Annotated in this window: 28 protein-coding genes; 13 read left to right on the top strand and 15 right to left on the bottom strand. The window is 52.6% G+C overall.

The window, feature by feature from the left end:
- The first annotated feature begins 8 nt into the window (after positions 1 to 8).
- Positions 9 to 1,289: an SLC13 family permease gene (locus tag HV213_RS13945; RefSeq protein WP_181486116.1), complete on the top strand. Its 1,281-nt coding sequence runs from the start codon at positions 9 to 11 to the stop codon at positions 1,287 to 1,289.
- Between the two features lie 280 nt (positions 1,290 to 1,569).
- Here the strand turns inward: HV213_RS13945 and HV213_RS13940 are convergent, their stop codons facing one another.
- Entirely contained in the window at positions 1,570 to 2,358 is a 789-nt protein-coding gene (locus HV213_RS13940) for a PhzF family phenazine biosynthesis protein (RefSeq protein WP_181486115.1), read from the bottom strand.
- A gap of 9 nt (positions 2,359 to 2,367) precedes the next feature.
- Positions 2,368 to 3,159, bottom strand: a complete 792-nt coding sequence (locus HV213_RS13935) for a PhzF family phenazine biosynthesis protein (RefSeq protein WP_181486114.1) — start codon at positions 3,157 to 3,159, stop codon at positions 2,368 to 2,370.
- Positions 3,160 to 3,364: 205 nt separating this feature from the next.
- On the opposite strand from HV213_RS13935, the gene HV213_RS13930 reads away from it, so the two are divergent.
- Positions 3,365 to 4,564, top strand: a complete 1,200-nt coding sequence (locus HV213_RS13930) for a sugar transporter (RefSeq protein ID WP_112214275.1) — start codon at positions 3,365 to 3,367, stop codon at positions 4,562 to 4,564.
- Positions 4,565 to 4,604: 40 nt separating this feature from the next.
- Here HV213_RS13930 and HV213_RS13925 read toward each other — a convergent pair whose 3' ends face one another.
- Both HV213_RS13925 and HV213_RS13920 read right to left on the bottom strand, forming a co-directional pair.
- Entirely contained in the window at positions 4,605 to 5,282 is a 678-nt protein-coding gene (locus HV213_RS13925; protein WP_181486113.1) for a hypothetical protein, read from the bottom strand.
- Positions 5,283 to 5,416: 134 nt separating this feature from the next.
- Complete coding sequence (locus tag HV213_RS13920) at positions 5,417 to 6,046, bottom strand: hypothetical protein (protein WP_181486112.1); 630 nt, start codon at positions 6,044 to 6,046, stop codon at positions 5,417 to 5,419.
- 640 nt (positions 6,047 to 6,686) lie between these two features.
- Between HV213_RS13920 and HV213_RS13915 the strand changes: the two genes are divergently transcribed.
- Positions 6,687 to 6,971 (top strand): hypothetical protein, encoded by a 285-nt coding sequence (locus HV213_RS13915; protein WP_181486111.1) that lies wholly within the window; start codon positions 6,687 to 6,689, stop codon positions 6,969 to 6,971.
- 51 nt (positions 6,972 to 7,022) lie between these two features.
- Here HV213_RS13915 and HV213_RS13910 read toward each other — a convergent pair whose 3' ends face one another.
- Positions 7,023 to 7,691, bottom strand: coding sequence for a MarC family NAAT transporter (locus HV213_RS13910; protein WP_181486110.1), 669 nt, complete (start codon positions 7,689 to 7,691; stop codon positions 7,023 to 7,025).
- 261 nt (positions 7,692 to 7,952) lie between these two features.
- Here HV213_RS13910 and marR point away from each other — a divergent pair, with 261 nt between their 5' ends.
- From marR to marB, 3 genes are read left to right on the top strand one after another with little or no spacing between them, the layout of a single operon-like run.
- Entirely contained in the window at positions 7,953 to 8,387 is a 435-nt protein-coding gene (gene marR, locus HV213_RS13905; RefSeq protein WP_110274127.1) for a multiple antibiotic resistance transcriptional regulator MarR, read from the top strand.
- A gap of 17 nt (positions 8,388 to 8,404) precedes the next feature.
- A complete protein-coding gene (gene marA, locus HV213_RS13900) occupies positions 8,405 to 8,785 on the top strand; it encodes an MDR efflux pump AcrAB transcriptional activator MarA (RefSeq protein ID WP_004102351.1) in 381 nt (126 codons plus the stop codon).
- Between the two features lie 30 nt (positions 8,786 to 8,815).
- On the top strand, positions 8,816 to 9,034 hold the full coding sequence (gene marB / locus HV213_RS13895) for a multiple antibiotic resistance protein MarB (protein WP_112214277.1): 219 nt from the start codon (positions 8,816 to 8,818) through the stop codon (positions 9,032 to 9,034).
- A gap of 32 nt (positions 9,035 to 9,066) precedes the next feature.
- On the opposite strand, the gene eamA is transcribed toward marB, so the two are convergent.
- Positions 9,067 to 9,966 carry an O-acetylserine/cysteine exporter gene (gene eamA, locus HV213_RS13890; RefSeq protein ID WP_181486109.1) on the bottom strand — a complete coding sequence of 300 codons (900 nt, stop codon included), beginning with the start codon at positions 9,964 to 9,966 and terminating at the stop codon, positions 9,067 to 9,069.
- Between the two features lie 193 nt (positions 9,967 to 10,159).
- On the opposite strand from eamA, the gene ydeE reads away from it, so the two are divergent.
- Positions 10,160 to 11,353, top strand: a complete 1,194-nt coding sequence (ydeE, locus tag HV213_RS13885; protein ID WP_181486108.1) for an efflux MFS transporter YdeE — start codon at positions 10,160 to 10,162, stop codon at positions 11,351 to 11,353.
- 117 nt (positions 11,354 to 11,470) lie between these two features.
- The gene (locus HV213_RS13880) at positions 11,471 to 11,941 is read left to right on the top strand and encodes a helix-turn-helix domain-containing protein (RefSeq protein ID WP_181486107.1); all 471 of its coding nucleotides are present in this window, start codon (positions 11,471 to 11,473) and stop codon (positions 11,939 to 11,941) included.
- A 140-nt stretch (positions 11,942 to 12,081) separates the two neighbouring features.
- Here HV213_RS13880 and urtE read toward each other — a convergent pair whose 3' ends face one another.
- The 7 genes from urtE to HV213_RS13845 all read right to left on the bottom strand — a co-directional run bounded on the left by urtE (position 12,082) and on the right by HV213_RS13845 (position 19,414).
- Complete coding sequence (urtE, locus tag HV213_RS13875) at positions 12,082 to 12,780, bottom strand: urea ABC transporter ATP-binding subunit UrtE (RefSeq protein WP_112214280.1); 699 nt, start codon at positions 12,778 to 12,780, stop codon at positions 12,082 to 12,084.
- Between the two features lie 9 nt (positions 12,781 to 12,789).
- A complete protein-coding gene (gene urtD / locus HV213_RS13870; protein WP_181486106.1) occupies positions 12,790 to 13,587 on the bottom strand; it encodes an urea ABC transporter ATP-binding protein UrtD in 798 nt (265 codons plus the stop codon).
- Complete coding sequence (gene urtC, locus HV213_RS13865; protein WP_181486105.1) at positions 13,587 to 14,660, bottom strand: urea ABC transporter permease subunit UrtC; 1,074 nt, start codon at positions 14,658 to 14,660, stop codon at positions 13,587 to 13,589. Before urtC ends, urtD begins: the two co-directional genes overlap by 1 nt.
- Complete coding sequence (urtB, locus tag HV213_RS13860; RefSeq protein ID WP_181486104.1) at positions 14,660 to 16,234, bottom strand: urea ABC transporter permease subunit UrtB; 1,575 nt, start codon at positions 16,232 to 16,234, stop codon at positions 14,660 to 14,662. Before urtB ends, urtC begins: the two co-directional genes overlap by 1 nt.
- An 84-nt stretch (positions 16,235 to 16,318) precedes the next feature.
- Positions 16,319 to 17,590, bottom strand: a complete 1,272-nt coding sequence (gene urtA, locus HV213_RS13855; RefSeq protein ID WP_110274118.1) for an urea ABC transporter substrate-binding protein — start codon at positions 17,588 to 17,590, stop codon at positions 16,319 to 16,321.
- A 178-nt stretch (positions 17,591 to 17,768) separates the two neighbouring features.
- A complete protein-coding gene (locus HV213_RS13850; protein WP_181486103.1) occupies positions 17,769 to 18,872 on the bottom strand; it encodes a cobalamin-independent methionine synthase II family protein in 1,104 nt (367 codons plus the stop codon).
- 149 nt (positions 18,873 to 19,021) lie between these two features.
- Positions 19,022 to 19,414, bottom strand: coding sequence for a rhodanese-like domain-containing protein (locus tag HV213_RS13845; RefSeq protein WP_181486102.1), 393 nt, complete (start codon positions 19,412 to 19,414; stop codon positions 19,022 to 19,024).
- Between the two features lie 67 nt (positions 19,415 to 19,481).
- Here HV213_RS13845 and ftrA point away from each other — a divergent pair, with 67 nt between their 5' ends.
- The 4 genes from ftrA to HV213_RS13825 all read left to right on the top strand — a co-directional run bounded on the left by ftrA (position 19,482) and on the right by HV213_RS13825 (position 22,885).
- Complete coding sequence (gene ftrA / locus HV213_RS13840) at positions 19,482 to 20,492, top strand: transcriptional regulator FtrA (RefSeq protein WP_181486101.1); 1,011 nt, start codon at positions 19,482 to 19,484, stop codon at positions 20,490 to 20,492.
- Positions 20,493 to 20,628: 136 nt separating this feature from the next.
- A complete protein-coding gene (mgtS, locus tag HV213_RS13835) occupies positions 20,629 to 20,724 on the top strand; it encodes a protein MgtS (RefSeq protein ID WP_049089018.1) in 96 nt (31 codons plus the stop codon).
- A 318-nt stretch (positions 20,725 to 21,042) separates the two neighbouring features.
- Positions 21,043 to 22,101 (top strand): hypothetical protein, encoded by a 1,059-nt coding sequence (locus HV213_RS13830; RefSeq protein WP_181486100.1) that lies wholly within the window; start codon positions 21,043 to 21,045, stop codon positions 22,099 to 22,101.
- A 316-nt stretch (positions 22,102 to 22,417) separates the two neighbouring features.
- Positions 22,418 to 22,885, top strand: a complete 468-nt coding sequence (locus HV213_RS13825; RefSeq protein WP_181486099.1) for a DUF2846 domain-containing protein — start codon at positions 22,418 to 22,420, stop codon at positions 22,883 to 22,885.
- A 186-nt stretch (positions 22,886 to 23,071) separates the two neighbouring features.
- On the opposite strand, the gene HV213_RS13820 is transcribed toward HV213_RS13825, so the two are convergent.
- Positions 23,072 to 23,769 (bottom strand): IS1 family transposase gene (locus HV213_RS13820; RefSeq protein ID WP_223335778.1). Its coding sequence is split into 2 segments (ribosomal slippage): positions 23,072 to 23,520 and positions 23,520 to 23,769, totalling 699 coding nucleotides; the frame shifts between segments, so codons are not numbered across the junction.
- Between the two features lie 337 nt (positions 23,770 to 24,106).
- Here HV213_RS13820 and HV213_RS13815 point away from each other — a divergent pair.
- The gene (locus tag HV213_RS13815) at positions 24,107 to 24,670 is read left to right on the top strand and encodes a hypothetical protein (RefSeq protein WP_181486098.1); all 564 of its coding nucleotides are present in this window, start codon (positions 24,107 to 24,109) and stop codon (positions 24,668 to 24,670) included.
- Between the two features lie 114 nt (positions 24,671 to 24,784).
- Here HV213_RS13815 and HV213_RS13810 read toward each other — a convergent pair whose 3' ends face one another.
- Positions 24,785 to 25,222, bottom strand: coding sequence for a GNAT family N-acetyltransferase (locus HV213_RS13810; RefSeq protein ID WP_181486097.1), 438 nt, complete (start codon positions 25,220 to 25,222; stop codon positions 24,785 to 24,787).
- Positions 25,223 to 25,479: the final 257 nt, after the last annotated feature.

Genomic DNA, 25,479 nt, shown 5'->3' with positions numbered 1-25,479 from the left:
ATAGAAAAATGACAATGGAAATGATTCTGGCGCTGGGCATCCTGGTGCTGATGATCGTGTTGATCATGTCGGACAAGATGGCCTTTGGCGCACCACCGCTGCTCGCCTGTCTTTTACTGGTGGTGACCGGGCTATCAAACGTTCAGCAGGCCTTTGCCGGTTTTGTGAACTCCAGCGTGATTATGATCGCCGGGTTTATGGTGGTGATGGCGGCGCTCCAGAAAACGCGCCTCATCGGCAACGTGAAATCCTCTATGGTGAGCCTGGTCAATAAAGGCAGCTACAAGAGCTATGCGCTGTTGCTGGTGATTGTGATGATTGGCGCGAGTCTGGCGGGTACCGGTTCAACCGGCTACTACGTGCTGATTCTGTCGCTGGTTTCGACAATCCCTTACAGCAAAAAGCTACCGACCTCGAAGCTGATGATGCCGTTGGGATTTGCGACCAACCATCCATTAATTCCGATTAACGTCGCGCTGCTTTTTGGCGTCACCGCCACCGTGCTGCAAACAGCAGGAATCACCGAAGAGGTTTCGATGGTGAAATTCGCGCTGGTGAATCTGGTGATGTCGCTGGCGTTTCTGGCCTGGTGCCTGATCTCGTATCGTTTTTTACCCGATCACCCGATTGCCGATGCGTCTGAGGAAGCGATGTCGGTACGGGAAGAGGAAGTCGTCACCCTGCCCGCGTGGAAAGAGTACTGCACCGTGGGGGCATTTGCCATCAGCGTTGTCGGTATGATGCTGATGAATCAGTTGGGTAATATTGCCTATGTGGTTCCGGGTCTTGCCGCCGCTTTTGTGATGATGATTAACGTCGTCGACTTCAAAGAGGTGCGCGATCATATGGGCGCGCCGGTTATTCTGATGATGGCGGGGGTTATCGGCGTCGCCGATGCGCTGGCCGGCACCGGCTTTACGGCGATGGTGGGTGATGCGGTAGCAGGCGTTCTCGGCGCTAACGTTTCGCCGTTCCTGTTTATTTTTATCTTTGCTCTGCTGACCAGTACCTGCTCCACCTTTACCGGCTCCAACATGGGTTCGGTGTATATCTTCGCGCCTATTGCTATCGCCGCCTGTACCAGCCTCGGCCTCAACCCGACCGCTGCCGCCATTGCTGTGGTGATCTCAGGTTGGAACGGCGGCTATATGCCAATTGACGGTATGCCGGCGATGATACTGGGAATGGGAAAATATAAGCTGCCAGAGTTCTGGATATTCTCCGTGCCGATGTACTTAATTCGTATTCTGGCATTATGCGTCGGCGCTATCGTGATATTTCCGATGTAATTATCAAATAAGAGCAGTTGTCGTATATACCCGTCATACTTCAAGTTGCATGTGCGTTGGCCGCATTCGTTCACCCCAGTCACTTACCTGAGTAAGCTCCCGGGGATTCGCTCACTTGCCGCCTTCCTGCAACTCGAATTATTTAGGGTATAACACCCGCTAGTGGCTCTGGTTTTTCGTTGAGTACGCAGCACTCTTTTGCCCGTAACCCCTACGGGCGCGGGATCGGTATAATTTATGTGCCGATCCCGTCTTATTTTCATCACCCGCTATCGCTTATTTAGCGCAGCATAATGGCGCCGCTTAAATACGACACCGCCTGACCGCTCATTAATACTCTTTCCCCTTGCAGCTCGCAGCGAATATCACCGCCGCGCGCGGAAATCTGCCGCGCCAGCATTTGGGTTTTGCCAAGCTTCACGCTCCAGTAAGGAATGAGCATGGTATGCGCCGAGCCGGTCACCGGATCTTCCCATACTGCTTCGCCAGGGGAGAAAAAACGGCTGACAAAATCATAATTGCCATCACCTACGGCGGTAATGGTCACCTTATGCTCGCCGGGGATCATCGAGGAAATGTTCGGCCGCACGGCGGCAACCTGTTCTCGAGAGGCCAGTTCGATAAGCCAGGCGCGCCCCTTGCGGGCATGCAGATAGCTATCGATCCCTAACGCGGAGAGCATATCGGCTGGCGGCTCGCACTCTTCAGTTTCGCCGGCGGGGAAATCCAGGGTCAGCCAATCGCCGTCACGACTCACGGTCAACAGACCGGAAGCCGTGGCGAAGTGAATCACCGCGTCGGGAAAATCCAGGTGATGAAAAATCACGTGTGCGCTGGCAAGCGTGGCGTGCCCGCAGAGATTGACCTCGTTACGAGTGGTAAACCAGCGCAGCGCAAAACCATCGCTCTCGCGGACCACAAATGCGGTTTCAGACTGATTATGCTGCTGAGCCATTTTCAACAGCAACTCATCCGGCAACCATTCGTCAAGCAGACATACCGCTGCCGGGTTACCAGCAAAAGGCTGTTTGCTAAAAGCCGCAACCAGATATACAGGAACCTCTGTCATCGGTTCTCCTTAACGCAGCGTTATCGTACCGATTAAATAGGTTGTCGCCTGGCCGCCAATCAGCACCCGGTCGCCCTGCCACTGGCAGCGTAGATCGCCGCCGCGAGCGGATACCTGCCGCGCCTGCATCTCCATTTTACCGAGCTTCTCGCCCCAATACGGGATCAACATGCTATGCGTCGAGCCGGTCACCGGGTCTTCCCACAGCGACTCCCCCGGGCAGAAGAAGCGGCTGACAAAATCATACTCATCATCTGCGGCGCTAATACAAATCATTTTACCCAGGCGCTGAAGCTGGTGCATATCCGGTTGTACCGATTCTACCTGCTGACGATCGCGTAAGATCACCAGGTAATCGCGAGCCACGCGTACTTCCTGCGCTTCGCTTAGCCCCAGACCGGCAAGCAGGTCCGCTGGCGGCTGTTCGACGACCGTCGTCGCCCAGGCAGGGAAATCCAGGGTCAGCCAGTCGCCGCTGCGCGTCACGCGGAGCTCGCCAACAAAACGGGTACTAAAGACAATTGTCGATGACGGATGGTCGAGGTACTCAAAGATGACGTGCGAAGCTGCCAGCGTCGCGTGGCCGCAGAGATTAATTTCATGCAAGGTGGTAAACCAACGCAGCTCATATCCTTCATCAGTACGGACAAAAAACGCAGTTTCCGACTGATTGTGCTGCTGCGCCATTTTCAACAACGTTTCGTCCGGCAACCATTCGGTGAGCGGGCAAACTGCCGCCGCATTGCCGCCAAAGTTGTGGTCGCTGAACGCATCGACCAGATAAAAGTTAATTTCCTGCATAATCCTGTCCTTTCATTTTTTTTACTTATCGATAACATGACATAAATGCAGTAAATGCACACGTTCTATAGAGAAATTAATCTGTTAGCGCCTTTTACCCTACCAAAACAAAAATGAGACACACGTCACAAAATGATTGTATTTTCAGCAGCAATCGTTTTAAGATCGTGCCACTTCTTTCCTCTTAGTAACCAGCCCTGAACTTATGATTACAGACACGGTTTCACGCAAGGTCGCGTGGCTTCGCGTAGTCACGCTTGCGATTGCGGCATTTATCTTTAATACCACCGAATTTGCGCCCGTGGGCCTGCTGTCGGATATCGCCGACAGTTTTGGCATGGAAACGGCACAGGTCGGGATCATGCTGACCATCTACGCCTGGGTCGTCGGCCTGATGTCGCTGCCCTTTATGCTGTTGACCAGCAAGATGGAGCGCCGTCGTCTGCTGGTTGGCCTGTTTATTCTGTTCATTGCCAGCCACGTGCTGTCGTTTCTGGCATGGAACTTTAACGTTCTGGTCATCAGCCGTATTGGCATCGCTTTCGCCCATGCGGTGTTCTGGTCAATTACCTCGGCGCTGGCTATCCGTATGGCCCCTGCAGGTAAACGCGCTCAGGCTTTGAGCTTGATTGCCACCGGTACCGCGCTGGCGATGGTCTTTGGTATCCCGATTGGGCGCATCGTCGGGCAATATTTTGGCTGGCGTACCACCTTCCTGGTCATTGGGGTGGGCGCGCTGATAACCATGGCTTGCCTGATCAAACTGCTGCCAAAACTGCCGAGCGAGCATTCCGGTTCGTTAAAAAGTCTGCCAGTACTGTTCCGTCGCCCGGCGCTGCTCAGCATTTATTTACTGACGGTGATTGTGGTGACCGCGCACTACACCGCCTACAGCTATATTGAACCGTTCATTCAGACGGTCGCTGGTTTAAGCGGTAATTTCGCCACCGTGCTGCTGCTGACCCTCGGTGGTGCGGGCATTGTCGGCAGTATCCTGTTTGGTAAGCTTGGCAACCGCCACGCATCCGGCTTGATTAACGCCGCAATTGGCCTGCTGTTGGCGTGTCTGTTACTGCTGTTACCGGCATCGCATAATGCCAATCACCTGATGCTGCTCAGCGTCTTCTGGGGCGTGGCAATCATGATTATCGGCCTTGGGATGCAGGTGAAAGTGCTGGCGCTGGCACCGGATGCCACCGATGTGGCGATGTCGTTGTTCTCGGGAATCTTTAATATTGGTATCGGCGCGGGCGCGCTGGTCGGCAGCCAGGTCAGTACTCATCTGTCGATGGCGTCAATTGGCTATGTCGGCGCAATCCCGGCCCTCGTGGCGCTGGTGTGGGCGGTGATGATTTTCCGCCGCTGGCCGGTCTCACTGGAAGATCAGCAACCGCATCATTCTTGATGGCCAGAATGAACAAACCGGGTTGGTAAAACAGCCCGGTTTATTTTTTGCTAAATATCAGGTTTCCGCCCAGTTCATACTGAAGATTCGTCACCCCTGGGCTGAAAACCAGCATCACTGGCGTCGTCATAGTTGCGGCCAAAGAAGACGTTGCATAAAAGCTGGCCTGCATAATCATATTGGGTAGCACCGCACCTGACGTAAGATTTGTTACCGTTAAAAAGTATCTCACCTGCGTTAAATCAAAGTAGTAGAGCGTATTAGGCGTGCCTTGAATTGCCAGCGCGGGAAACAAATCCACATATAACGCGACGCTCATAGTTAGCGATTGTGCGACTGTAAAACTAGTATCCGTTGATATTACCAGCGCATTGTAAAGATCGTTTTTATAGTAAGTATCGCCAAACATAAAACTCTGATTGTCATATTTTACCGGCAACGTATTTTTACCGCCAGCTGAATAAGGTTCAACGACTGCCGGAGGATGGCCGGAATTAAATTGGCCGCCAATATCAATAGGCTGAGCAGTGGTACCCCACCCTAACCCAAAGGCTTTTTCATTCCATTTAAATTGATGATTCCCACCGTCGTTGATAGTCTGCGAAAGCCAGACCAGAGAGAATGCCTGATTCAGTCCCGTCGCGACAAATATCGCCACATTTTGCGGAGCACCGCTATTATTCGCTATCGTCACAGAATAAGTCACAATCACCCCCATTTGAAAATATTCTGGCGTAATGTTTAAGCATCAAACAGCATGCCTGATAAACCAACCTGCCGGGAATGACAGGTTGGTTTTCATTAACGTTAGCTGTGTGTTATTACTTGAAAACAATTATAAAACGAATAAGGTTAAATCGGTACAAATTGCAATGTTTCATTAAGTTGGTATTTTAATGAGGTTACGCCATTGGCAAAGGAAAACTTCGTTGGGCTACTCACAAATGTTCCGGAGACAGCGACGCCCTGTTTCGAATCGGTAGTACAAATCCAATATGTTGGATGCGTATCAAACAGGAAATTACCATTGGGTTTACCCTGCATAGCGAATGCCGGTAAAGAATTCATATAAACTGCCAGACTCATTGCTTTGGATTGCGATACGGTAAATGTTGAGTCCGTTGTTACCAGCATACTACCGCTAGGGACTTGCGGGTCGCAAAACGCCTGCGGCTGCGTTTGAAACTGGCCGTTGGAGAACGTCACGCCCATCTCGTTATTCCCGCCAGCGGCTGTCGGATTCATACTTTGAATCGGCCCGCCAGAGCTCCATAAAACCCCCGGTGCTAATGGTTGTTCGGAGGTACCCCAGTTTAGCGCCCAATCAATTGACCAGTTATAGGTATTAGTATTTCCGTCATTAACCGTTTGCAGTAGCCAGACCAGAGGCAACCCCGCGATAAGGTTAGGGTATGTCTGATAGATAGCAACATTTGCGGGTGCGCCGCTAGAATTTAATACAGAAATAGAATAGGAAGACATAGGTTTATTCCTTTCAGTGTGTATTAACTACAGAATGGTATTTGCAGCCAGATGGCTGCGACGTTGCGTTCCGGAACGAAGTAATTATTATCAATATTTCTCATTACGCAAATATATTTTTTGCGCCCCCAACTCTTTAAAATTAACAAATAAGATAACCTGAAGTGATAAATATCATAACCTAACGTTTATCATCATGATTTTATTGAAAGTCAGGTAATTTACAGGAAATAACCCAAGTATTTCATAACATTAAAATGACAGCATTGATTTTATTGAAAATAAAAAAACAACAGCCCAGCTTGCTATTTACGCTTAATTAATTATTATTAACTCCCACTGACTGCAGAAAAGTCAGTGCTCTGAATGTTTTCATGTCTGTTAATTCGTACTGGGGCAGCACCTGTTGCTTCCAGATATTGCAATATTCTAATAAATCAAAAGGAAACGCCATGAAATATTTATCTACGGCATAACCTGCAGGTGCTATGCCTGAGTTTGATTTATCTCACCAATAAATAACTTCTTAGCTGAAGTTATAATTAGTGCGATAAAGCCATGGGCAAAATAATTAATTTACTGCATTAAAATTTTCGGCACTTGTTAAGATCCTGATAGCCATTAACTTGCGGGTGATAAAATGTCTGAAGCAAATGAAGAAGTGACGTTGTTTGAAGTTCAACCCTCAGGACAAACGGGGATTAATAGCGCTGCGGGAATCCCGCCGCTGCTGGGTATTATTCGACTGGCTACCGTGCCAACGTTTAGCATTGCGACGATTGTCGCATTAAGCTCTGAAGTAAAACTAAGCGTTAAGCCAACATCGGTAACCAACGAATTTAAATGGACATACACTGGTCCATTATCGGCCAGCGCGCTGGCTACCTATTTTGGAACAGGAAAGACGGTAAAAGTTGAATCTTAGTATAAATCCTCCGGATATGGCACGACGAACCATATCCGGAGCAAGAACCAATCAGGCGTGATAAGTGGAGACGATCTCCAGCACGCCATTAATAATAAACTGCACGCCCATACAGACCAACAGGAAGCCCATCAGGCGGGAGATAGCCTCGATGCCGCCCTTGCCCACCAGGCGCATAATCGCCCCGGAGCTGCGCAGGCAGCCCCACAGGATGAGTCCGACCAGCGCAAACGTCACCGGCGGCGCCACCATCACCACCCAATCAGGAAAGGTAGCCGCATGATTTACCGTCGACGCAGAGCTGATGATCATCGCAATGGTCCCCGGACCTGCGGTACTTGGCATCGCCAGCGGGACAAAAGCAATGTTAGCCGTCGGTTCGTCTTCCAGCTCTTCTGATTTCAGCTTAGCTTCCATCGAATGGTGCGCTTTCTGCTGTGGGAACAGCATGCGGAAACCGATAAAGGCGACGATCAGCCCCCCGGCAATACGCAGTCCGGGAATCGATATTCCGAAGGTGTTCATCACCACCTGCCCGGCATACCATGCGACCATCAGGATAGCGAACACATAAACCGAGGCCATCAACGACTGACGGTTACGCTCGGCATTGTTCATATTCCCGGCAAGGCCAAGGAATAGCGCCACGGTAGTCAGCGGGTTTGCCAGCGGTAGGATCACGACCAGCCCCAGGCCTATCGCTTTAAAGAGATCCATCATAGAAAATTAAGGTCCTGTAAGTGTTGGATTATCAAGAAATGACGCGCTCTGAGTATATCGTTTGCCATCAGGTTGTTGCCAGTTTCCCGCAGAACGTATTCATCAATCAGTAAAATCATAAGACAGCAACGTGAAATAGAGTGACCTGAGTCACAACGATTCGTTTTAGCAAATCGTGGCATCGGCCAATCAATCAGTTTGACTTATATTTGCCTAGGCAATAATATCCCCGGCAACTAAGTCATTGCCTGGGCAACCATTGTGAAAAGTACGAGCGACCTGTTTAACGAAATGATCCCCCTTGGTCGCTTGATCCAGATGGTTAACCAGCAGAAAGATCGCCTGCTCAACGACTACCTCTCACCGATGGATATTACGTCCACCCAGTTTCGGGTGCTCTGTTCCATTCGTTGCGAAGTGTGTATTACCCCCGTTGAGCTTAAAACCGTGCTCTCGGTCGACCCAGGCGCAATGACGCGCATGCTTGACCGTCTGGTCTGTAAGGGCTGGATTGAACGGTTACCCAACCCCACTGACAAGCGCGGCGTACTGGTGCAGCTAACAGCAGACGGCGCAGCACTTTGTGAGCATTGTCATCAGGTTGTGGGTCAGAAATTGCACCAGGAACTAACAAAAAATCTGTCGGCAGATGAAGTGGTCACTCTTGAGTATTTGCTCAAAAAAGTTCTGCCGTAATAAGAAGAGGTAAGATGATGTCCAGACGTAATAACGACGCCATCACTATCCATAGTATTTTGTCGTGGATTGAGGATAACCTGGAATCGCCCCTGTCGCTGGAGAAGGTTTCAGAGCGCTCAGGTTACTCCAAGTGGCACCTGCAAAGAATGTTTAAGAAAGAGACCGGTCACTCTCTGGGCCAGTATATCCGTAGCCGTAAGCTGACTGAAATTGCGCAGAAGCTCAAGCAAAGCAACGAGCCGATTTTGTATCTGGCCGAGCGTTATGGCTTTGAATCGCAGCAAACGCTGACGCGGACTTTCAAAAACTATTTCGATGTGCCGCCGCACCAGTATCGCATTACCAACGTACCGGGCGAGTCGCGCTACCTGCTCCCACTAAATAACTGTTGTTAATCGCCTGCAAAAAGACGTATTGAGGAAATCATGAAATTATTCGCTTCCGCCGCCATCGTGCTATTGGCGCTGGTCTCCAGCCAGAGTTTCGCGGAGCAAACCACCACTCCGGTTCGTCACAACAATCGGGATGCGATGATTATTCCTTCCGAACATAATGATTCGCCGTTTGATTTCAATCACATGGCTTCGGGCAGTGATAAATCAGACGAATTAGGCGTGCCGTATTACAACCAGCAAGGCCTGTAAAATCCCTTTTAGCCCCGGCAACGGGGCTTTTTTTATCCCCGCGCCATGCCCGGACGCACGATCCGCAGGCCAAACACGTTGATATACAGCCCGGCCATAATTAGCACCGCACCCAGCAGTTGCAGACCGTTTAGCGTCTCGCCAAGCAGCAGCGCGGCGCTGGCCATTCCGACCACTGGCACCAGCAGCGACAGCGGCGCCACGCGCCAGGTTTCATAGCGTCCGAGTAGCGAACCCCAGATCCCATAGCCAACAATGGTGGCGATAAACGCCAGATACAGCAGCGAGAGGATCGTCAGCAGATCGATATGCAGCAGACTTGCCGCCATCACCTGAGGGCCGTCGAGGAGCCACGATGCCAGCATAAACGGCAGCACCGGGATCAGCGCGCTCCACACCACCAGCGACATAATCGGCGGTCTGCTCTCGTGCGACATGATTTTCTTGTTGAAAATATTGCCGCAGGCCCAGCTCAGCGCCGCCGCCAGCGTGAGCATAAAACCCACCAACGGCACATGCTGGCCGCCAAGACTGGCTTCCACCAGCACCAGCACACCAAAAATCGCCAGTGCGATCCCCGCTACCTGTTTGCCCTGCAAACGTTCACCGAAGACAAATGCCCCGAGAATAATGGTGAAGAAAGCCTGAGCTTGCAGCACCAGCGATGCCAGTCCGGCAGGCATGCCGAGGTTAATGGCGCAAAACAGGAAGGCAAACTGACCGAAGCTTATCGTCAGGCCATAGCCCAGCAGCAGGCGCAGCGGAATTTTCGGCCGGGCGACAAACAGCAAGGCAGGGAACGCCACCAATAAAAAACGCAGTCCGGCAAGCATCAGCGGCGGCATGTTATGCAGCCCCATCTTAATCACCACGAAATTCAGCCCCCATACCACGACCACCAGCAATGCCAGCAGCCCGTCTTTACGCGTCATAACCTGCCTCGGTTGTTATTGGAATTTTTGTGAACAAAATCAAAGTACCGAATAATTCGCCCGACGCATAGATCATTAATTTCGGTAGGGCCCAGGTGCTCTTTTCATCACCGAAGGGAACTATACAAGCCTCGGTTAGCGTGCTATTTGTGATCGGGACAACAAAAATAACATCACATCAGGCAAGGAAAAAATGATACCGACACTCAGGCGCTCAACCGCGGCGCTGCTGGCTTCGTCGTTGCTGTTAACTATTGGTCGTGGCGCAACGTTACCTTTTATGACTATCTACCTCACCCGCCAGTACCAACTGGAGGTAGATAAAATCGGCTATGCGCTGTCAACTGCATTGATCGTCGGCGTGTTGTTCAGTATGGGGTTTGGTATCCTGGCCGATAAGTTCGACAAAAAACGCTATATGACCATCGCCGTACTGGCGTTTATTGGCGGTTTTGTTGCTATTCCGCTGGTCAATAGCGTTGCGCTGGTCGTGTTTTTCTTCGCGCTGATTAACTGCGCTTATTCCGTGTTCTCGACCGTGTTAAAAGCCTGGTTCGCCGACGTGCTGTCGCCGGAAAAGAAGGCGCAGATTTTTTCGCTCAACTATACCTTTCTCAATATTGGCTGGACCGTCGGGCCACCTATTGGCACCCTGCTGGTGATGCACAGCATCAATCTGCCGTTCTGGCTGGCGGCGGGATGCGCGGCGCTGCCGCTGGTGTTTATTCAGCTGTTTGTACAGCGTACAACGGCGGCAATTGCTCAGGATAACGCCACCCAGTGGTCGCCTTCGGTGCTGTTACGCGACTGGGCGCTGCTGTGGTTTACCCTTTCCGGCCTGTTAGCCTCTTTCGTTGGCGGCTCTTTTGCTTCCTGTATTTCCCAGTACGTGCTGGTCGTTGCTGATAGCGATTTTGCCGAGAAAGTGGTTGCCGTGGTATTGCCGGTCAACGCCGCCGTAGTGGTGGCGCTGCAGTACGCGGTTGGGCGTCGCCTGACCGCCCGCAATATTCGTCCGCTAATGACGTTTGGTACGGTGTGCTTTGTGCTCGGGCTTGGCGGCTTTGTGATTTCTGGTAATAGCCTGCTGCTGTGGGGCGTTTCAGCGGCGGTCTTTACGCTCGGTGAAGTCATATATGCGCCGGGCGAGTATATGCTTATCGATAACATCGCCCCGGCGGGTATGAAGGCCAGCTACTTTTCTGCTCAATCACTGGGCTGGCTGGGGGCGGCTTTTAACCCGATGCTGACCGGCACCATTCTGACCCACCTGCCGCACTGGTCGCTGTTTGTGATTTTGATGGTGGCGATTGTCGCCGCATGGCTGATGATTTTCCGCGGCATGAACGTGCGCCCGTGGAACGGAAACGTGGTCGCCAGCGCGTAAACCCAGGCACCGCACGGCTGTCAGGTTACTGTCGCGTCTCTGTCGGGTTCCGATCGTGGTGCCCGACAACCTTATAGATAACACTCCATCTCAGGTTTTCACCCGGAGATAGAAATAATGAACAGCAATAATCAGGTTAAACAATTGCGTTTGCAGCGCGCATGGTCACAAGAGCAGCTTGCCGAACTTACCGGGCTCAGCGTGCGGACCATTCAGCGTATTGAGAACGGCGAGCGTCCAGGTCTGGAAACGCTGAGCGCTCTCGCGGCGGTATTTGAAGTGAACGTCGCCGGGATTAGCGGCGATTCATCTGCAGGGCATGAAGAGTCGCTGGATTTACGTATTGAAGAAGCTAAAGAGCGCGTTGAGCGAGAGAGTCGGTTTTATCGATCGCTGACGGTGGCGATGGTGGTCTGCGCTCTGCTGGCGGTGCTGAACTGGCTCACCGGTTCCGATAGCTACTGGTCCGCGTGGGTAGCGATTATCTGGGGGGCGCTGCTGATGGTCAAAGGGTTGCGCTTGTTTGTGTTTGGCGAATGGATCAGGAACTGGCGGCAGGCGCGCTTGCAGCGGCTGTTGCGCAAGTAGCCTTTTGAACGACTCTGCGCGTTTTTCCCGGGGGCGGCGCTTAACGCGCCTTGCCCGGGCTACGGGGCCACAGACGGCTGTAGACCCGTAGCCCGGCTAAGCGCAGCGCGAGCCGGGGAGACGCCGCCATCCGGGAATGACTAGATGGTGACCATTCCGCGCACGCCTTCGGCTTCCATATCGCTGCCGTTACCCTGCTGGATAATAGCCCCGCGCGACATTACCAGGTAGCGGTCCGCCAGCCCGGCGGCGAAATCATAGAACTGCTCAACCAGCAGAATCGCCATATCGCCACGATTCGCTAGCTGGCGGATAACCTCGCCGATCTCCTTAATCACCGATGGTTGAATACCTTCCGTTGGCTCATCAAGGATCAGCAACTGCGGGCGACTGGCCAGCGCGCGACCAATCGCTAACTGCTGCTGTTGACCGCCGGAAAGGTCGCCACCGCGCCGCTGCTTCATGGTTTTCAGTACCGGAAACAGCTGATAAATCTCTTCCGGCACCGTCCGTGCGTCGCGAGCGGGAAAGCGCGATAGCCCCATCAGCAGGTTCTCTTCTACCGTCAGGCGCGGAAAAATCTCGCGCCCTTGCGGAACGTAAGCGATCCCGGACTGCACTCGCTGATGCGGTTTGCGCTGGGTGATATTTTTCTCCTGCCACAGCACTTCGCCGCTGCGTGCCGGAATAAGCCCCATCAGACACTTCAGCAAGGTGGTTTTTCCCACTCCGTTGCGCCCGAGAAGGCAGGTAATCTCTCCCTGACGAGCGGCAAAATCCACGCCGCGCAAAATATGGCTGCCGCCATAGTATTGATGTAACTGATTAACCTGTAGCATCCGCGCTCCTTAGCGTCCGAGATAAACTTCTATCACCTGTTCGTTGGCCTGCACTTCGCGCAGCGACCCTTCCGCCAGCACCTGCCCCTGATGGAGCACCGTCACCCGGTCGGCGATGGTCTCGACAAACCCCATATCATGCTCGACCACCATCAGCGAATGCTGCCCGGCCAGGGTGCGGAACAGCTCGGCGGTATACTCCGTTTCGGCGTCGGTCATCCCGGCGGCGGGTTCATCCAGCAGCAACAGATGCGGCTCCTGCACCAGCAGCATACCGATCTCAAGAAACTGCTTTTGCCCATGCGACAGCAGTCCGGCCGGTCGGGAACGTTCACCCTCCAGCCGCAGCAGGCGCAGGGTTTCGCTGATTCGATCGGTCTGCTCGCTGTTCAGGCGCGCCCGCAGGCTGGCCCACACCGACTTATCGCCCTTCATCGCCAGTTCAAGATTTTCCGCCACCGTGAGCGCCTCAAACACCGTCGGTTTCTGAAACTTACGTCCAATGCCCTGACGAGCGATAGCGATGGGATCGAGGGTCATTAAATCTATCGATTGATCGTAAAGCGCCCTGCCGCTCTGCGGGCGGGTTTTGCCGGTGATCACGTCCATTAACGTGGTTTTCCCGGCACCGTTAGGGCCAATCACGCAGCGCAGTTCACCCACGCCAATTTGCAGCGACAGATTAGTCAGCGCCTGAAAACCATCAAAGTTGACGTTAATCTCTTCCAGTTGCAAAACCGGGTCGGTTTGCTCACGGAATCTGTCCGTCGGCAATTGACGGGTAAAAAGTCCTTCGTCCGGTTGCATCAGCGGTCTCCTTTACGCAGCAGGCCAATCACTCCGCGCGGTAAAAACAGGGTCACGATAATAAAAATCAGCCCAAGAAAGAGCTGCCAGTATTCCGGCATCGCCACGGTAAAGTAGCTTTTCGCGCCGTTGACCAGCCCTGCACCGAGTACCGGACCAATTAAGGTCCCGCGGCCCCCCAGCGCCACCCAAATCGCCGCTTCGATAGAGTTGGTTGGCGACATTTCGCTGGGGTTGATGATCCCGACCTGCGGCACGTATAGCGCGCCCGCCAGGCCGCACAGCACCGCCGACAGCGTCCACACCAAAAGCTTAAATCCGCGTGGGTCGTAGCCGCAGAACATCAGGCGGTTTTCAGCATCGCGTACCGCCGTCAGTACCCGACCAAATTTGCTTTGTGCCAATACATAGCCAATCCAAAGGGTGAGCAACAGCAGCAGCACCGTTGCCATAAACAGCGCCGCCCGGGTGCTGATAGCGGTGACGGGGAAACCGAGCAGCGTGGTAAAGCCGGTAAAACCGTTATTACCGCCAAAACCGGTTTCGTTACGGAAAAACAGCAGCATCCCGGCGTAGGTCAGCGCCTGGGTCATTATTGAAAAATAGACTCCTTTGATTTTCGAGCGGAAGGCAAACCAGCCGAAAACCAGCGCTAATAAACCGGGCACCAGCACCACCAGCAGCATTGCCCAGGCAAAATGTTGAGTGCCCCACCAGAACCACGGCAGTTCGCTCCACGATAAAAACGACATAAAGGCTGGCAGCCCGTCGCCCGCCGCCTGGCGCATCAGGTACATGCCCATCGCGTAGCCGCCGAGGGCAAAAAAGATCCCATGGCCGAGGGAGAGCATTCCGGCGTAGCCCCAGACTAAATCCAGCGCCACGGCGACAACCGCGTAGCAGAGGATTTTACCGGTGAGCGTCAGCAGCCAGGTGGAAACCGCCAGCGGATGTGTGGCGGGCAGTAGCGCCAGAAACGGCATACTTAGCAGGCCCAGCAATAACAGAACACCGAGCCATCGCAGCGGGCGCGGCGCTTTGCGCGCCAGCGTTAAGGTAATGGGTTGGCTCATCAGTCAATAACCCTCCCTTTGAGAGCGAACAGTCCCTGCGGACGTTTCTGAATAAACAGGATAATCATCACCAGGATCAGGATTTTGCCCAGCACCGCGCCCATCTGTGGTTCGAGGATTTTGTTAAAGATCCCAAGGCCAAACGCCGCCGCCACGCTCCCGGCCAGCTGTCCGACGCCGCCGAGCACCACCACGAGGAATGAATCGATAATATAGCCCTGACCGAGTTCCGGCCCGACGTTGCCGAGCTGCGACAGCGCTACGCCGCCCAGTCCGGCGATGCCGGAGCCAAGACCAAACGCCAGCATATCCACGCGTCCGGTAGGCACCCCACAGCAGGCCGCCATCGCGCGGTTTTGCGTCACCGCGCGTACGTTCATCCCCAATCGCGTTTTATTCAACGTCAGCCAGGTGAACAGCAGCACCAGCAGCACGAAAGCCAGTACCGCAAGCCGGTTCCACGGCAGGATAAGGTTTGGTAAAACCTGCACACCGCCGGAGAGCCACGCCGGGTTAGCCACTTCAACGTTCTGCGCGCCAAATAGCATCCGCACCAGTTGGATCAGCATCAGGCTGATACCCCAGGTGGCGAGCAGCGTCTCCAGCGGGCGTCCGTAAAGATGGCGGATAACGGTACGCTCGAGCACCATGCCAATGCCGCCAGTCACCATAAACGCGACCGGCAGCGCAATCAGCGGATAAAAAGCCAGCCACTGCGGGGCCAGCTGCGCCAGCGCCTGCTGAACCAGCCAGCAGCTGTAAGCGCCAATCATCAGCATCTCCCCGTGAGCCATATTGATGACCCCCAGCAGACCATAGGTGATCGCCAGGCCAAGTGCGGCAAGCAGTAAAACAGAGCCCAGCGACAGCCCCATAAACGCCTGACCAAGAAGATCGCCCAACAGCAGGCGATGCTGGATTTTGCTCAGACTCTCCTGCGCCGCCGCGCGAATCGCCGGGTTGGGTTCATGTTGTGGGTCGGTCAGAGGCGTCAGTAGCGCCTGGGTTTCCGGATCGCCAGAATGACCGAGCAGTTCAATAGCCGCCAGCCTCTGTGCAGGCTGCGGACTGGCAAGCTGCAGGCGAGCAAGCGCAATTTCCAGCTGCGATTTCACCGTGCTGTCGCTTTCCACCGTCAGACGCTGCTGTAAAAGACCCGCCATCTCTGGCGTCGCTTCGCGCTGGAGCGTTTTTACCGCCGCGGCTCTTTCCGTGACGTTGTCACTTACCAGTAGATGAGTCGCCAGCGCACTGGCTGCCAGATTACGCAGGCGGTTGGTCAGGCGTACGGGTTTTGTTGTACCGTCAGGCGTTGAGACCGCGCCCAACGCAAGCAGGTTTTCGCCCTGCTTGCTGAAAGCATGACCGCTATTATCTGATTGTAATGTTTCACTTTTCAGCGCCCGTAGCAGCGGTAAACGTGGCGCTTGCGGTGCGGCGGCCCACTGTTCAAGCAGTTGGGCCTGCTGGCTACGGTTGGCGGCTACGAAATCGTCGGCGTCCGCTGCCTGCGCTCGCCACGGTATCAATACCATCAGCAGCGCGAAGTAACTCATGAGGCGCAATGCGTTCATGGTCGTTCTCCTTTCTCGGGAAATCCGGGCACCGGGCCCGGACGACAGAATCCATCACCCCGGCGCGGTGCCGGGGTTTAACGCTTAGTTGCTGGCGCTTTTTATCGGGTGATCGGGCTTCTTATCGTTACCGGCGATCCACGGGCTCCACGGCTGGGCGCGTACTGGCTCTTCGGTCTGCCAGACCACGTTAAACTGACCGTTGCTTTCGATTTCGCCAATCATCACCGGCTTGTGCAGATGGTGGTTGGTGGCGTCCATGGTCAACGTAAATCCCGACGGTGCTTTGAAGGTCTGACCGGCCATCGCCTCGCGAACCTTGTCGACATCAGTGGTGCCCGCTTTGGTCACCGCCTGCGCCCACATATGCAGCCCGACCCAGGTCGCTTCCATCGGGTCGTTGGTCACCACGGTGTCGGCATTCGGCAGCTTGTGCGCTTTGGCGTAAGCACGATAATCGGCAACGAACTGTTGGTTGGTTGGGTTATCTACGGATTCGAAGTAGTTCCACGCCGCGAGGTTGCCCACCAGCGGTTTAGTATCAATGCCGCGCAGCTCTTCCTCGCCGACGGAGAACGCCACCACCGGAACATCAGTCGCCTTCAGCCCCTGGTTAGCCAGCTCTTTATAGAACGGGACGTTGGAATCGCCGTTAATGGTGGAGACCACGGCCGTTTTGCCGCCAGCGGAGAATTTCTTAATATTGGCAACGATGGTCTGGTAATCGCTATAGCCGAATGGGGTGTAGACCTCTTCGATATCTTTATCCTGAATACCTTTGGCGTGCAGGAAGGCGCGGAGAATTTTGTTGGTGGTGCGCGGGTAGACGTAGTCGGTGCCCAGCAGGAAGAAGCGTTTCGCCCCACCGCCGTCTTCGCTCAGCAGATATTCCACCGCCGGGATCGCTTGTTGGTTTGGCGCCGCGCCGGTGTAGAAGACGTTTGGCGACATCTCTTCACCTTCATACTGCACCGGGTAGAACAGCAGGCCGTTCAGCTCTTCGAACACCGGCAGAACCGATTTACGCGACACCGAGGTCCAGCAACCGAACACCGCCGCGACCTTATCCTGCGTCAGTAGCTGACGCGCTTTTTCGGCAAACAGCGGCCAGTTTGACGCCGGATCCACCACCACCGGCTCCAGCTTTTTCCCCAACACGCCGCCTTTGGCATTGATGTCGTCGATAGCCATCAGGGCGACATCTTTCAGTGGGGTTTCAGAAATCGCCATCGTCCCGGAGAGCGAATGCATAATCCCGACTTTAATGGTGTCGGCGGCATAAACCTGAAAAGAGATGCCCATGCTGATCACAGAGGCGGAGAGTGCAAAAGCTTTTAATAATGTTCGACGCTGCATGTATTTCACTCCTGAATAGCGCAAAGACAAAAAATGAATTAACGACTAACAGGAAGTGATAAGGCAAAAATGGTGCCAGGTTGTTCAGTGGCCTTAAAGCGTGGTGGGAGACGTTGTGAGGGAAAAATAATGGGCAGCGCTGCCTCAAAATAGTGCAGCGCTGCGCTAAGAAGAGAAATTACCAGACCTGTTCGGCAATATCAGTAACCAGACGGACTTTGTCCCACTGCTGAGCCTCTGTCAGGGAATTCCCCTCTTCGGTGGAGGCAAAACCGCACTGTGGACTGAGGCAAATCTGCGCCAGCGGGACGAATTGCGCCGCTTCCTGTAAGCGTGCTTTCACGCCCTCCGGGTTTTCAAGTTCACCGTTTTTGGTGGTGATCAGCCCCAGCACGACCTGCTGATGACCGGGACGAATAAAGCGCAGCGGCGCGAAATCACCGGATCGGTCGTTATCGTATTCGAGGAAAAAGGCATCGATATTGACGCCGCCAAATAGCACTTCCGCTACCGGCTCGTAGCCGCCTTCGGAGATCCACGTCGAGCGGAAGTTACCGCGACACACGTGCAGCCCGATAGTCAGATCCTCCGGCTTTCCTTCCAGGGCCTTATTCAGGACACGAGCGTAGGTGCGCGCCAGTTCGTCCGGGTCTTCACCGCGATCGCGAACCTGTTGACGCTGTTCATCGGAGCACAGATAGGCCCAGACGGTATCATCCAACTGCAAATAGCGGCAGCCCACATCGTAGAAGGCACGGATCGCATCGCGCCAGGTGGTTGCCAGGTCATCGAAATAGTCGGCGAGATCCGGGTAGACGGTGGCGTCGATATCTTTGCGCCCGCCGCGAAAATGCAACACGCTTGGGCTGGGAATGGTCATTTTCGGCTGCGCGCTGCCGCTGATGCTTTTCAGGTAACGGAAGTCTTCCAGCATCGGATGATCGCCAAAGGCCAGTTTGCCTGTGACGCGAACGCCGTGCGCTTTAGTTTGTACACCGTTGAACTGGATGCCTTTTTCAGAATCGTAGCGCTCAACGCCCTGTAAGCCGTCGAAGAAATCAAAGTGCCACCATGCACGGCGGAACTCACCGTCAGTCACCACATGCAGGCCGCACTCGCACTGCTGTTGCACCAGATGGCGAATGGCCTCATTTTCAACCTGACGCAGTTGCTGCGCATCAATGGTGCCAGCGCTGAGCTGCTGACGGGCCTGTTTAATGGCGTCCGGGCGTAAAAAACTGCCGACGATATCTGCGCGGAACGGGGCCTGATGACGTTGCATGGTGTCTCCTTAGCAGTGGGCAAGGTTAGTTGCCCACCGTGATAGTTTATTATTTGAATATTTAGACTTCTGGATGGCTATATGTCCAGATACTGTCATGCACGCAGCGCATCGGCAAACGAGAATAATTCATGTCACATGAAATAAATTCATTTTGCGAACGGCAATCCTTCATCTTCCCAGCCGGTCAGGCCGCCGAGCATCATTTTGACCGGACGCCCCAGCAGAGCCAGCTTCATCGCCGCGGCATCTGCCCCGTTGCAGTGCGGACCGGCGCAGTAGACCACAAACAGCGTCTCTTCAGGCCACTGTGCCATTCGGGCCTCATCTATCAGCCGATGCGGTAAATGCAGCGCGCCGGGAAGATGGCGGCGGGCAAACGTCTCTTCACTCCCAACCACGTGCAGCAGCACGAAGTCAGGAGCGCCGTCGCGTATCGCGCTGTAAACATCGGCGCAGTCGGTCTCAAGACTGAGCTTATGACGAAACCAGGCGACAGCGTCGGTGGAACTGGCAGGGGCAATTGCGGTTACAACACTCATGGCATCTTCTCCTTGTCTGTGATACCACTACTTTAATTAACCTCCAGCACGACATCTGCCGCTCACCATGACTGAAAACGTTGAAATCATGACAACCTCATCCGTGACGTTGTCACGCCACCGGGTAGTTGCCCTCGCCTATGACGGGTTATGTACCTTTGAATTTGGCGTCGCGGTAGAAATCTTCGGCCTGTCTCGCCCGGAGATGGGCGAACGCTGGTATCAATTTGCCGTGGCTGCCGTCGATGAAGGCGAACTGCGGGCTACCGGCGGGATTAGTCTGATGACCGACGGCGGCATGGCATTGTTAAACGAGGCGGATACCATCGTGGTGCCCGGCTGGCGCGGTATCGACGCCCCCGTTCCGCCTGCGCTGTGCGAAGCACTGGTCACGGCACATAAACGAGGCTGTCGGATCATTTCTATTTGCTCCGGAGTCTTTGTTCTGGCCGCCGCCGGGTTGCTTAACGGACGCCAGGCCACAACCCACTGGCGCTATACCGAGCAGCTCCGCGCACGATTTCCGCTGATTGAGGTGATCGACGATGTGCTGTACGTCGGCGCAGAGGGAGTGATGACGTCCGCAGGAAGCGCTGCGGGCATCGATCTGTGTTTACATCTGGTACGGGAAGATTTTGGTATCGAAGCGGCGAATACCGTCGCGCGGCGTTTAGTGGTTTCCCCTCATCGCGACGGCGGCCAGGCGCAACAGATTGTGCGCCCGGTAGCCAAAGCGCGAGAGAGCCAGCGGCTGGGACAACTATTCGATTTTCTGCATCAGAATCTCGCCAGCAGCCACACCGTAGCCTCGCTGGCGGAAAAAGCCGGTATGGGGCCGCGCACATTTTTACGTCGTTTTGAAAATGCCACCGGCAAAACCCCTGCCCGCTGGCTGCTTGATGAGCGCCTGCTGCGCGCTACGCAACATTTGACTCACAGCCGACTGAGCGTTGAGCAGATTGCCGAACTTTGCGGTTTTTCCAATGCCAGTACCCTGCGCCACCATTTCCGCCAACAGTTTGCGCTTAGCCCGCTGCAGTACAGGAAGAAGTCACTCGCTGACAGGAAAGTGGTGTAACCCTTCATCAGAAATAGTCACTCCCGGCAATTTGTTAAGCGTTTGTTTAGAATGGCCGGGTTATGATGTATCCAACAACCGTAAACCTGTTCAATGAGGACAACTTAGCGCAAAGCAAAACTAATGGAGGTTAATCATGCTGGGAAATATGCATGTATTTATGGCAGTTCTGGGAACCATTGTGTTCTTTGGATTTCTTGCCGCGTATCTAAGCCACAAATGGGACGACTGATGAACGCCGATAATCCCCACCCGTAAACGCCCCCTGCTGCTGATGCACCAGGGGGCGTTCTGTTTTCTGGGCTTTGAAATCACATCGTTAGATTCTCTGCGAAAAACTCAATATTTTACCGTTTAGCCTGCGCTTGAACTTCTAAAGCTGCGTGTCTGCTGGCCTGGATTATCTGTACTCAAAAATTTAACCAGATATGCCATATAGTGAATAATAACCTCTCTATACTATTCAGCGGAGAGCTGAGTGAAAAACGCTCAACCTTCCACTTCCTGATGTGATTCCCGGTGACGACTCTACACAGTGGATACCGCTACTATGAACAAACGTATATTCATTACGACCCGCTACCCTGTCAGCGCGCAACACGCCCGCCCGCCCATCGAGTTTCTGGATCAAATAGTCGATACCTTAGATGCTTTACCTGATGATGTTTTCGCTGAAAATAAGCTTCATGATATCTACGCAGTAATGAAAGGTGCGTTAGGGCCATATACCAGCCTTGCACACCGAAAAGCCGTCATGTGTGAGGTACTTCGTGTACAGGCGGGTTTTGAATCCGACTGGCGCTGGAGTGCAGGTGTTGATAAGAAAAATCATCGTTCCCTGACTCACATTGAGAGCGAAGAAGCCGGAGCTTTTCAGGTATCATTTGACAGTATTGGTGGTCGACATTCCGCGTTGTTTGACTTTGCCAAACAACGCGGTATAGACACGGCTGAAACGTTCATTACAAAAATGAAAGAAGACCACGATTTGGCAGTAGAGTATTGCGCGCGATTGTTGCGCATCAACACCACCTGGTGCGGCACGATAAAAGACCCCAGCAAGGTTATCTCACATGTGCGGCGTGATGCAGTGGAAGAATTCCAGACATTTCTCTCGCTCAAAACCCCTCCTCAGGCGATGTTCGCTAAGAATACTGTGCTGCTCAGCGACAAAGAAAAAATTATCGAAGTGATGAATATTGCCCGGACCCCGTCCCGTTATGACAAGGTTCAGGAAATCGCGGCGATTGAGCTCTTTAAATTAGCCCATGAGCACTGGCCGCATGATGGTTGTGCGCTAAACCTCTCCAATCTATTACAAGAAGGGGACATAGCCGTTCCGGATATTATGCAGGCGTTAGCTTTGGGCAATTATCTGCACGATCATCGACAATGGACAACCATTCCTGTTGGTCAACAGCAGCCAGGCGATGTTGGTTCCACCTGCGGACCGACGGCTCACCATGGTTATGATCATATTTATCTGGTTCTGGAGCGTATTGACGACGATAAAATGATTATTGCCGATAATCAAAAACCAGTACCGCATGAGCGCTTCGCCAGCGGAAAAGGCAGAACCCCAACGAAATTCTTTTTGCGCCCAGCCTGACGAAACAAGGCAAAGACTTGCTCTAAGTCTTTGCCCGCCAAAATTATAATGCATCGGCCAAAGCGTTTACCCTGATGAGCAGAAACGATGGCAATTCCTGGTGAATACTTCCGTTTTATAGAACTGCACTGCAATAAGCCCCGTTCAGAATACTCTGCGAGCACCCACCAGTATGTGGTCATTCTCAGCCCTCAGTTAGGTCCTATCTAACACCTGCACCTTATGTTTACAATTTGTTACGCGACATTTCAGTGGTGACATACTTATAAAATGAGATTATCCTTGCTCTGCTGTTTTTTAACTCATTGAGAATCCTATGAATAAAATAATCCTTACAGCTGTTATTCTTTCTTCAATGCTTCTTGGCGGTTGCGCCTCGGTCCCTTTAGCCAGCAATACTGAAAACACAACGGCTAAATCGTTTCCTACACCGGAAAACGGTAAAGCAGGTCTCTACATATACAGGGACAGCTTTGTCGGCAAAGCGTTAAAAAAAGATGTTTATATTGATGGGCGCTGCATCGGAGAAACCGCTGACAAAGTCTTTTTCTATCAGCAAATATCGACAGGTCAGCCGCATGTGCTGGGGACAGAATCCGAGTTTTCCCCAAATAATCTGACGCTCAATGCCACCCCAGGGAAGAACTATTTTGTTCGCCAGTACATTAAAATGGGCGTATTCGTTGGTGGGGCCGGGCTGGAACAGGTTCCTGAAAGCGAAGGTATGCGCGTTGTTTCCAAACCGGAAGTTAAGCTAGCCGTACCGGGCAAGTGCAATAACTAATCGGTTGCAATGGTTTACCACGGACATCCAGTCCGCATTGCGGCTGGATGTTATTTCACATAAGTCGGGATTTCCAAAGTTAGTAGGCGCGACTGCGCTTTAGATCAATGACTCCATGGAGAGGACTATTTTATTCTTTTATTATCTCTTTATCTAACACAAGACCCTTACGGTAATGACTCCAACTTAATGATAGTGTTTTATGTTCAGATAATGCCCGATGACCTTGTCATGCAGCTCCACCGATTTTGAGAACGACAGTGACTTCCGTCCCAGCCTTGCCAGATGTTGTCTCAGATTCAGGTTATGTCGCTCAATGCGCTGAGTGTAACGCTTGCTGATAACGTGCAGCTTTCCCTTCAGGCGGGATTCATACAGCGGCCAGCCATCCGTCATCCATACCACGACCTCAAAGGCCGACAGCAGGCTCAGAAGACGCTCCAGTGTGGCCAGAGTGCGTTCACCGAATACGTGCGCCACAACCGTCTTCCGGAGCCTGTCATACGCGTAAAACAGCCAGCGCTGGCGCGATTTAGCCCCGACGTATCCCCACTGTTCGTCCATTTCCGCGCAGACGATGACGTCACTGCCCGGCTGTATGCGCGAGGTTACCGACTGCGGCCTGAGTTTTTTAAATGGCGGAAAATCGTGTTGAGGCCAACGCCCATAATGCGGGCGGTTGCCCGGCATCCAACGCCATTCATGGCCATATCAATGATTTTCTGGTGCGTACCGGGTTGAGAAGCGGTGTAAGTGAACTGCAGTTGCCATGTTTTACGGCAGTGAGAGCAGAGATAGCGCTGATGTCCGGCGGTGCTTTTGCCGTTACGCACCACCCCGTCAGTAGCTGAACAGGAGGGACAGCTGATAGAAACAGAAGCCACTGGAGCACCTCAAAAACACCATCATACACTAAATCAGTAAGTTGGCAGCATCACCGACCCTTACTTAGAAATAAAGTAATGGCATTAAATTTTTTTCCTCTCTTTGGAATGGTCTCCAGGCTGGTAACCATTGGCACGGTTTAAGGAGCCAATCTATACTGCTATTGATCGATGAGTTAACAATGCTGATTTAGTGAATTCAATATACATGTTATCCCCACCCATTACAGGAGTGTGTATGTTCTATTTTCGGATAAACAGAATCATGATTGTAGATTATTCGGCCTTCGCATTTAAATAATAATTAAATCTATATTTATTGGTGAGGAGTATATTTATGTTTTTGTTAAAAAGACACGCATCAGCATATGCAATCACACTACTCTTATTTTCTACTGCAGTTCAAGCGCAAGTCCCTGCCTCTGATAGGGTAAACACCAGTATGGCTTTTATTTATATATTACTTTTTATCGTTACTTTCGGTGCGCTGATTTCTATTTTAGTCATCCGCAATTCTCTACCTGAAGAGTGGTCTTTGGCCGATGCGCTTTCTGAAGATGTTGATTTACCGGTTATCAATGAGGTTACGGTGACAGCAGGAGGTACGACTACAGTGACAAAATCCCCTCTTTATGACGCTGCTGGAAAACCTGTTCTGGCTCCGGTAATGAAAGCCAGTTCGAGCCGACTCATCGCGCTGATGGGTACGATAGTCATTTTGTTTATGTTTATCGGTTTTGGCGTTTTAATATTACTGGACTTTGGCAAAAACGGAAAAATATCCACTCCGGGTTCTGTCAGTGAAATTATTAAATTTTTGATTGCTGGCATGACTTTATTTGCCCCTTATGTGGTAAACAAATTCGCTTCTCTGTTTCAGAGCTTAACGACGAATAAATAGACCGTTGTTCGGTCTCAGGGCAGCAGATAACATGCACAGAAAATACCGACAACAAGGTTGTTGTCGGTTCCGCGACTCCCGCACTCATATATATTCCTGTTGGTTTAAATGGCCTTATTCGTCAATACACCCCTGCTCACGCATGCGAATCAGGCTCTCCTCGCTGGCGCATACCATTCCCGTCGTGAGCAGCTCAAAACCAAAGCGGTGATAGAAGTCTATTTTATCCACAACTGAGTAGATAAAGGTTTTACCAAACGGCTGCAGTTCATTGCTGACCGCCTGCATCAGTTGCTGCCCGTATCCCTTTCCCTGGCAGCGGGGGACAACCGCAACATCCGCCAGATAGCTGCACCAGGTCAGGTCGCTAATAGCTCTAGCCACCGCAATCAGCAGCCCATTTTCATAACCAAACCAGCAAAAAGTACTGTGGCGAAAGGCCCGCTCAACTAATGCGACGTCTCTTTGATTAAGACCTGCGGCGGCGATAATAGCCGCAACTGCATGCCAGTCCACCTGCTCCAGATGCGCTTTACCGACCAGTTTCATCATCACTTTATCCCCCCCGGTTTATGCGCTCCAGAGTAGAGCATCTATGCTTGGCCTGACAAAGATTTCACTCACTTTCTCGCCAACAGCATTTTATGCTACTAACAAAACTATAACCCTCGAGAATTTGTTAACCACCGACATGAAAAACAACGTATTTATGCTTCTGAAAGGTCAAATTATCACCTAATTACAGCACTAAATAAAATATACTCTTGCCCACTGGCCAAAAAACGGGCAAAAAAAACCGCCATGTGACT

Origin of the sequence: Klebsiella sp. RHBSTW-00484, from assembly GCF_013705725.1 — a bacterium.
GTDB lineage: Bacteria > Pseudomonadota > Gammaproteobacteria > Enterobacterales > Enterobacteriaceae > Klebsiella.
This window is presented reverse-complemented; position numbering and strand designations above follow the sequence as displayed.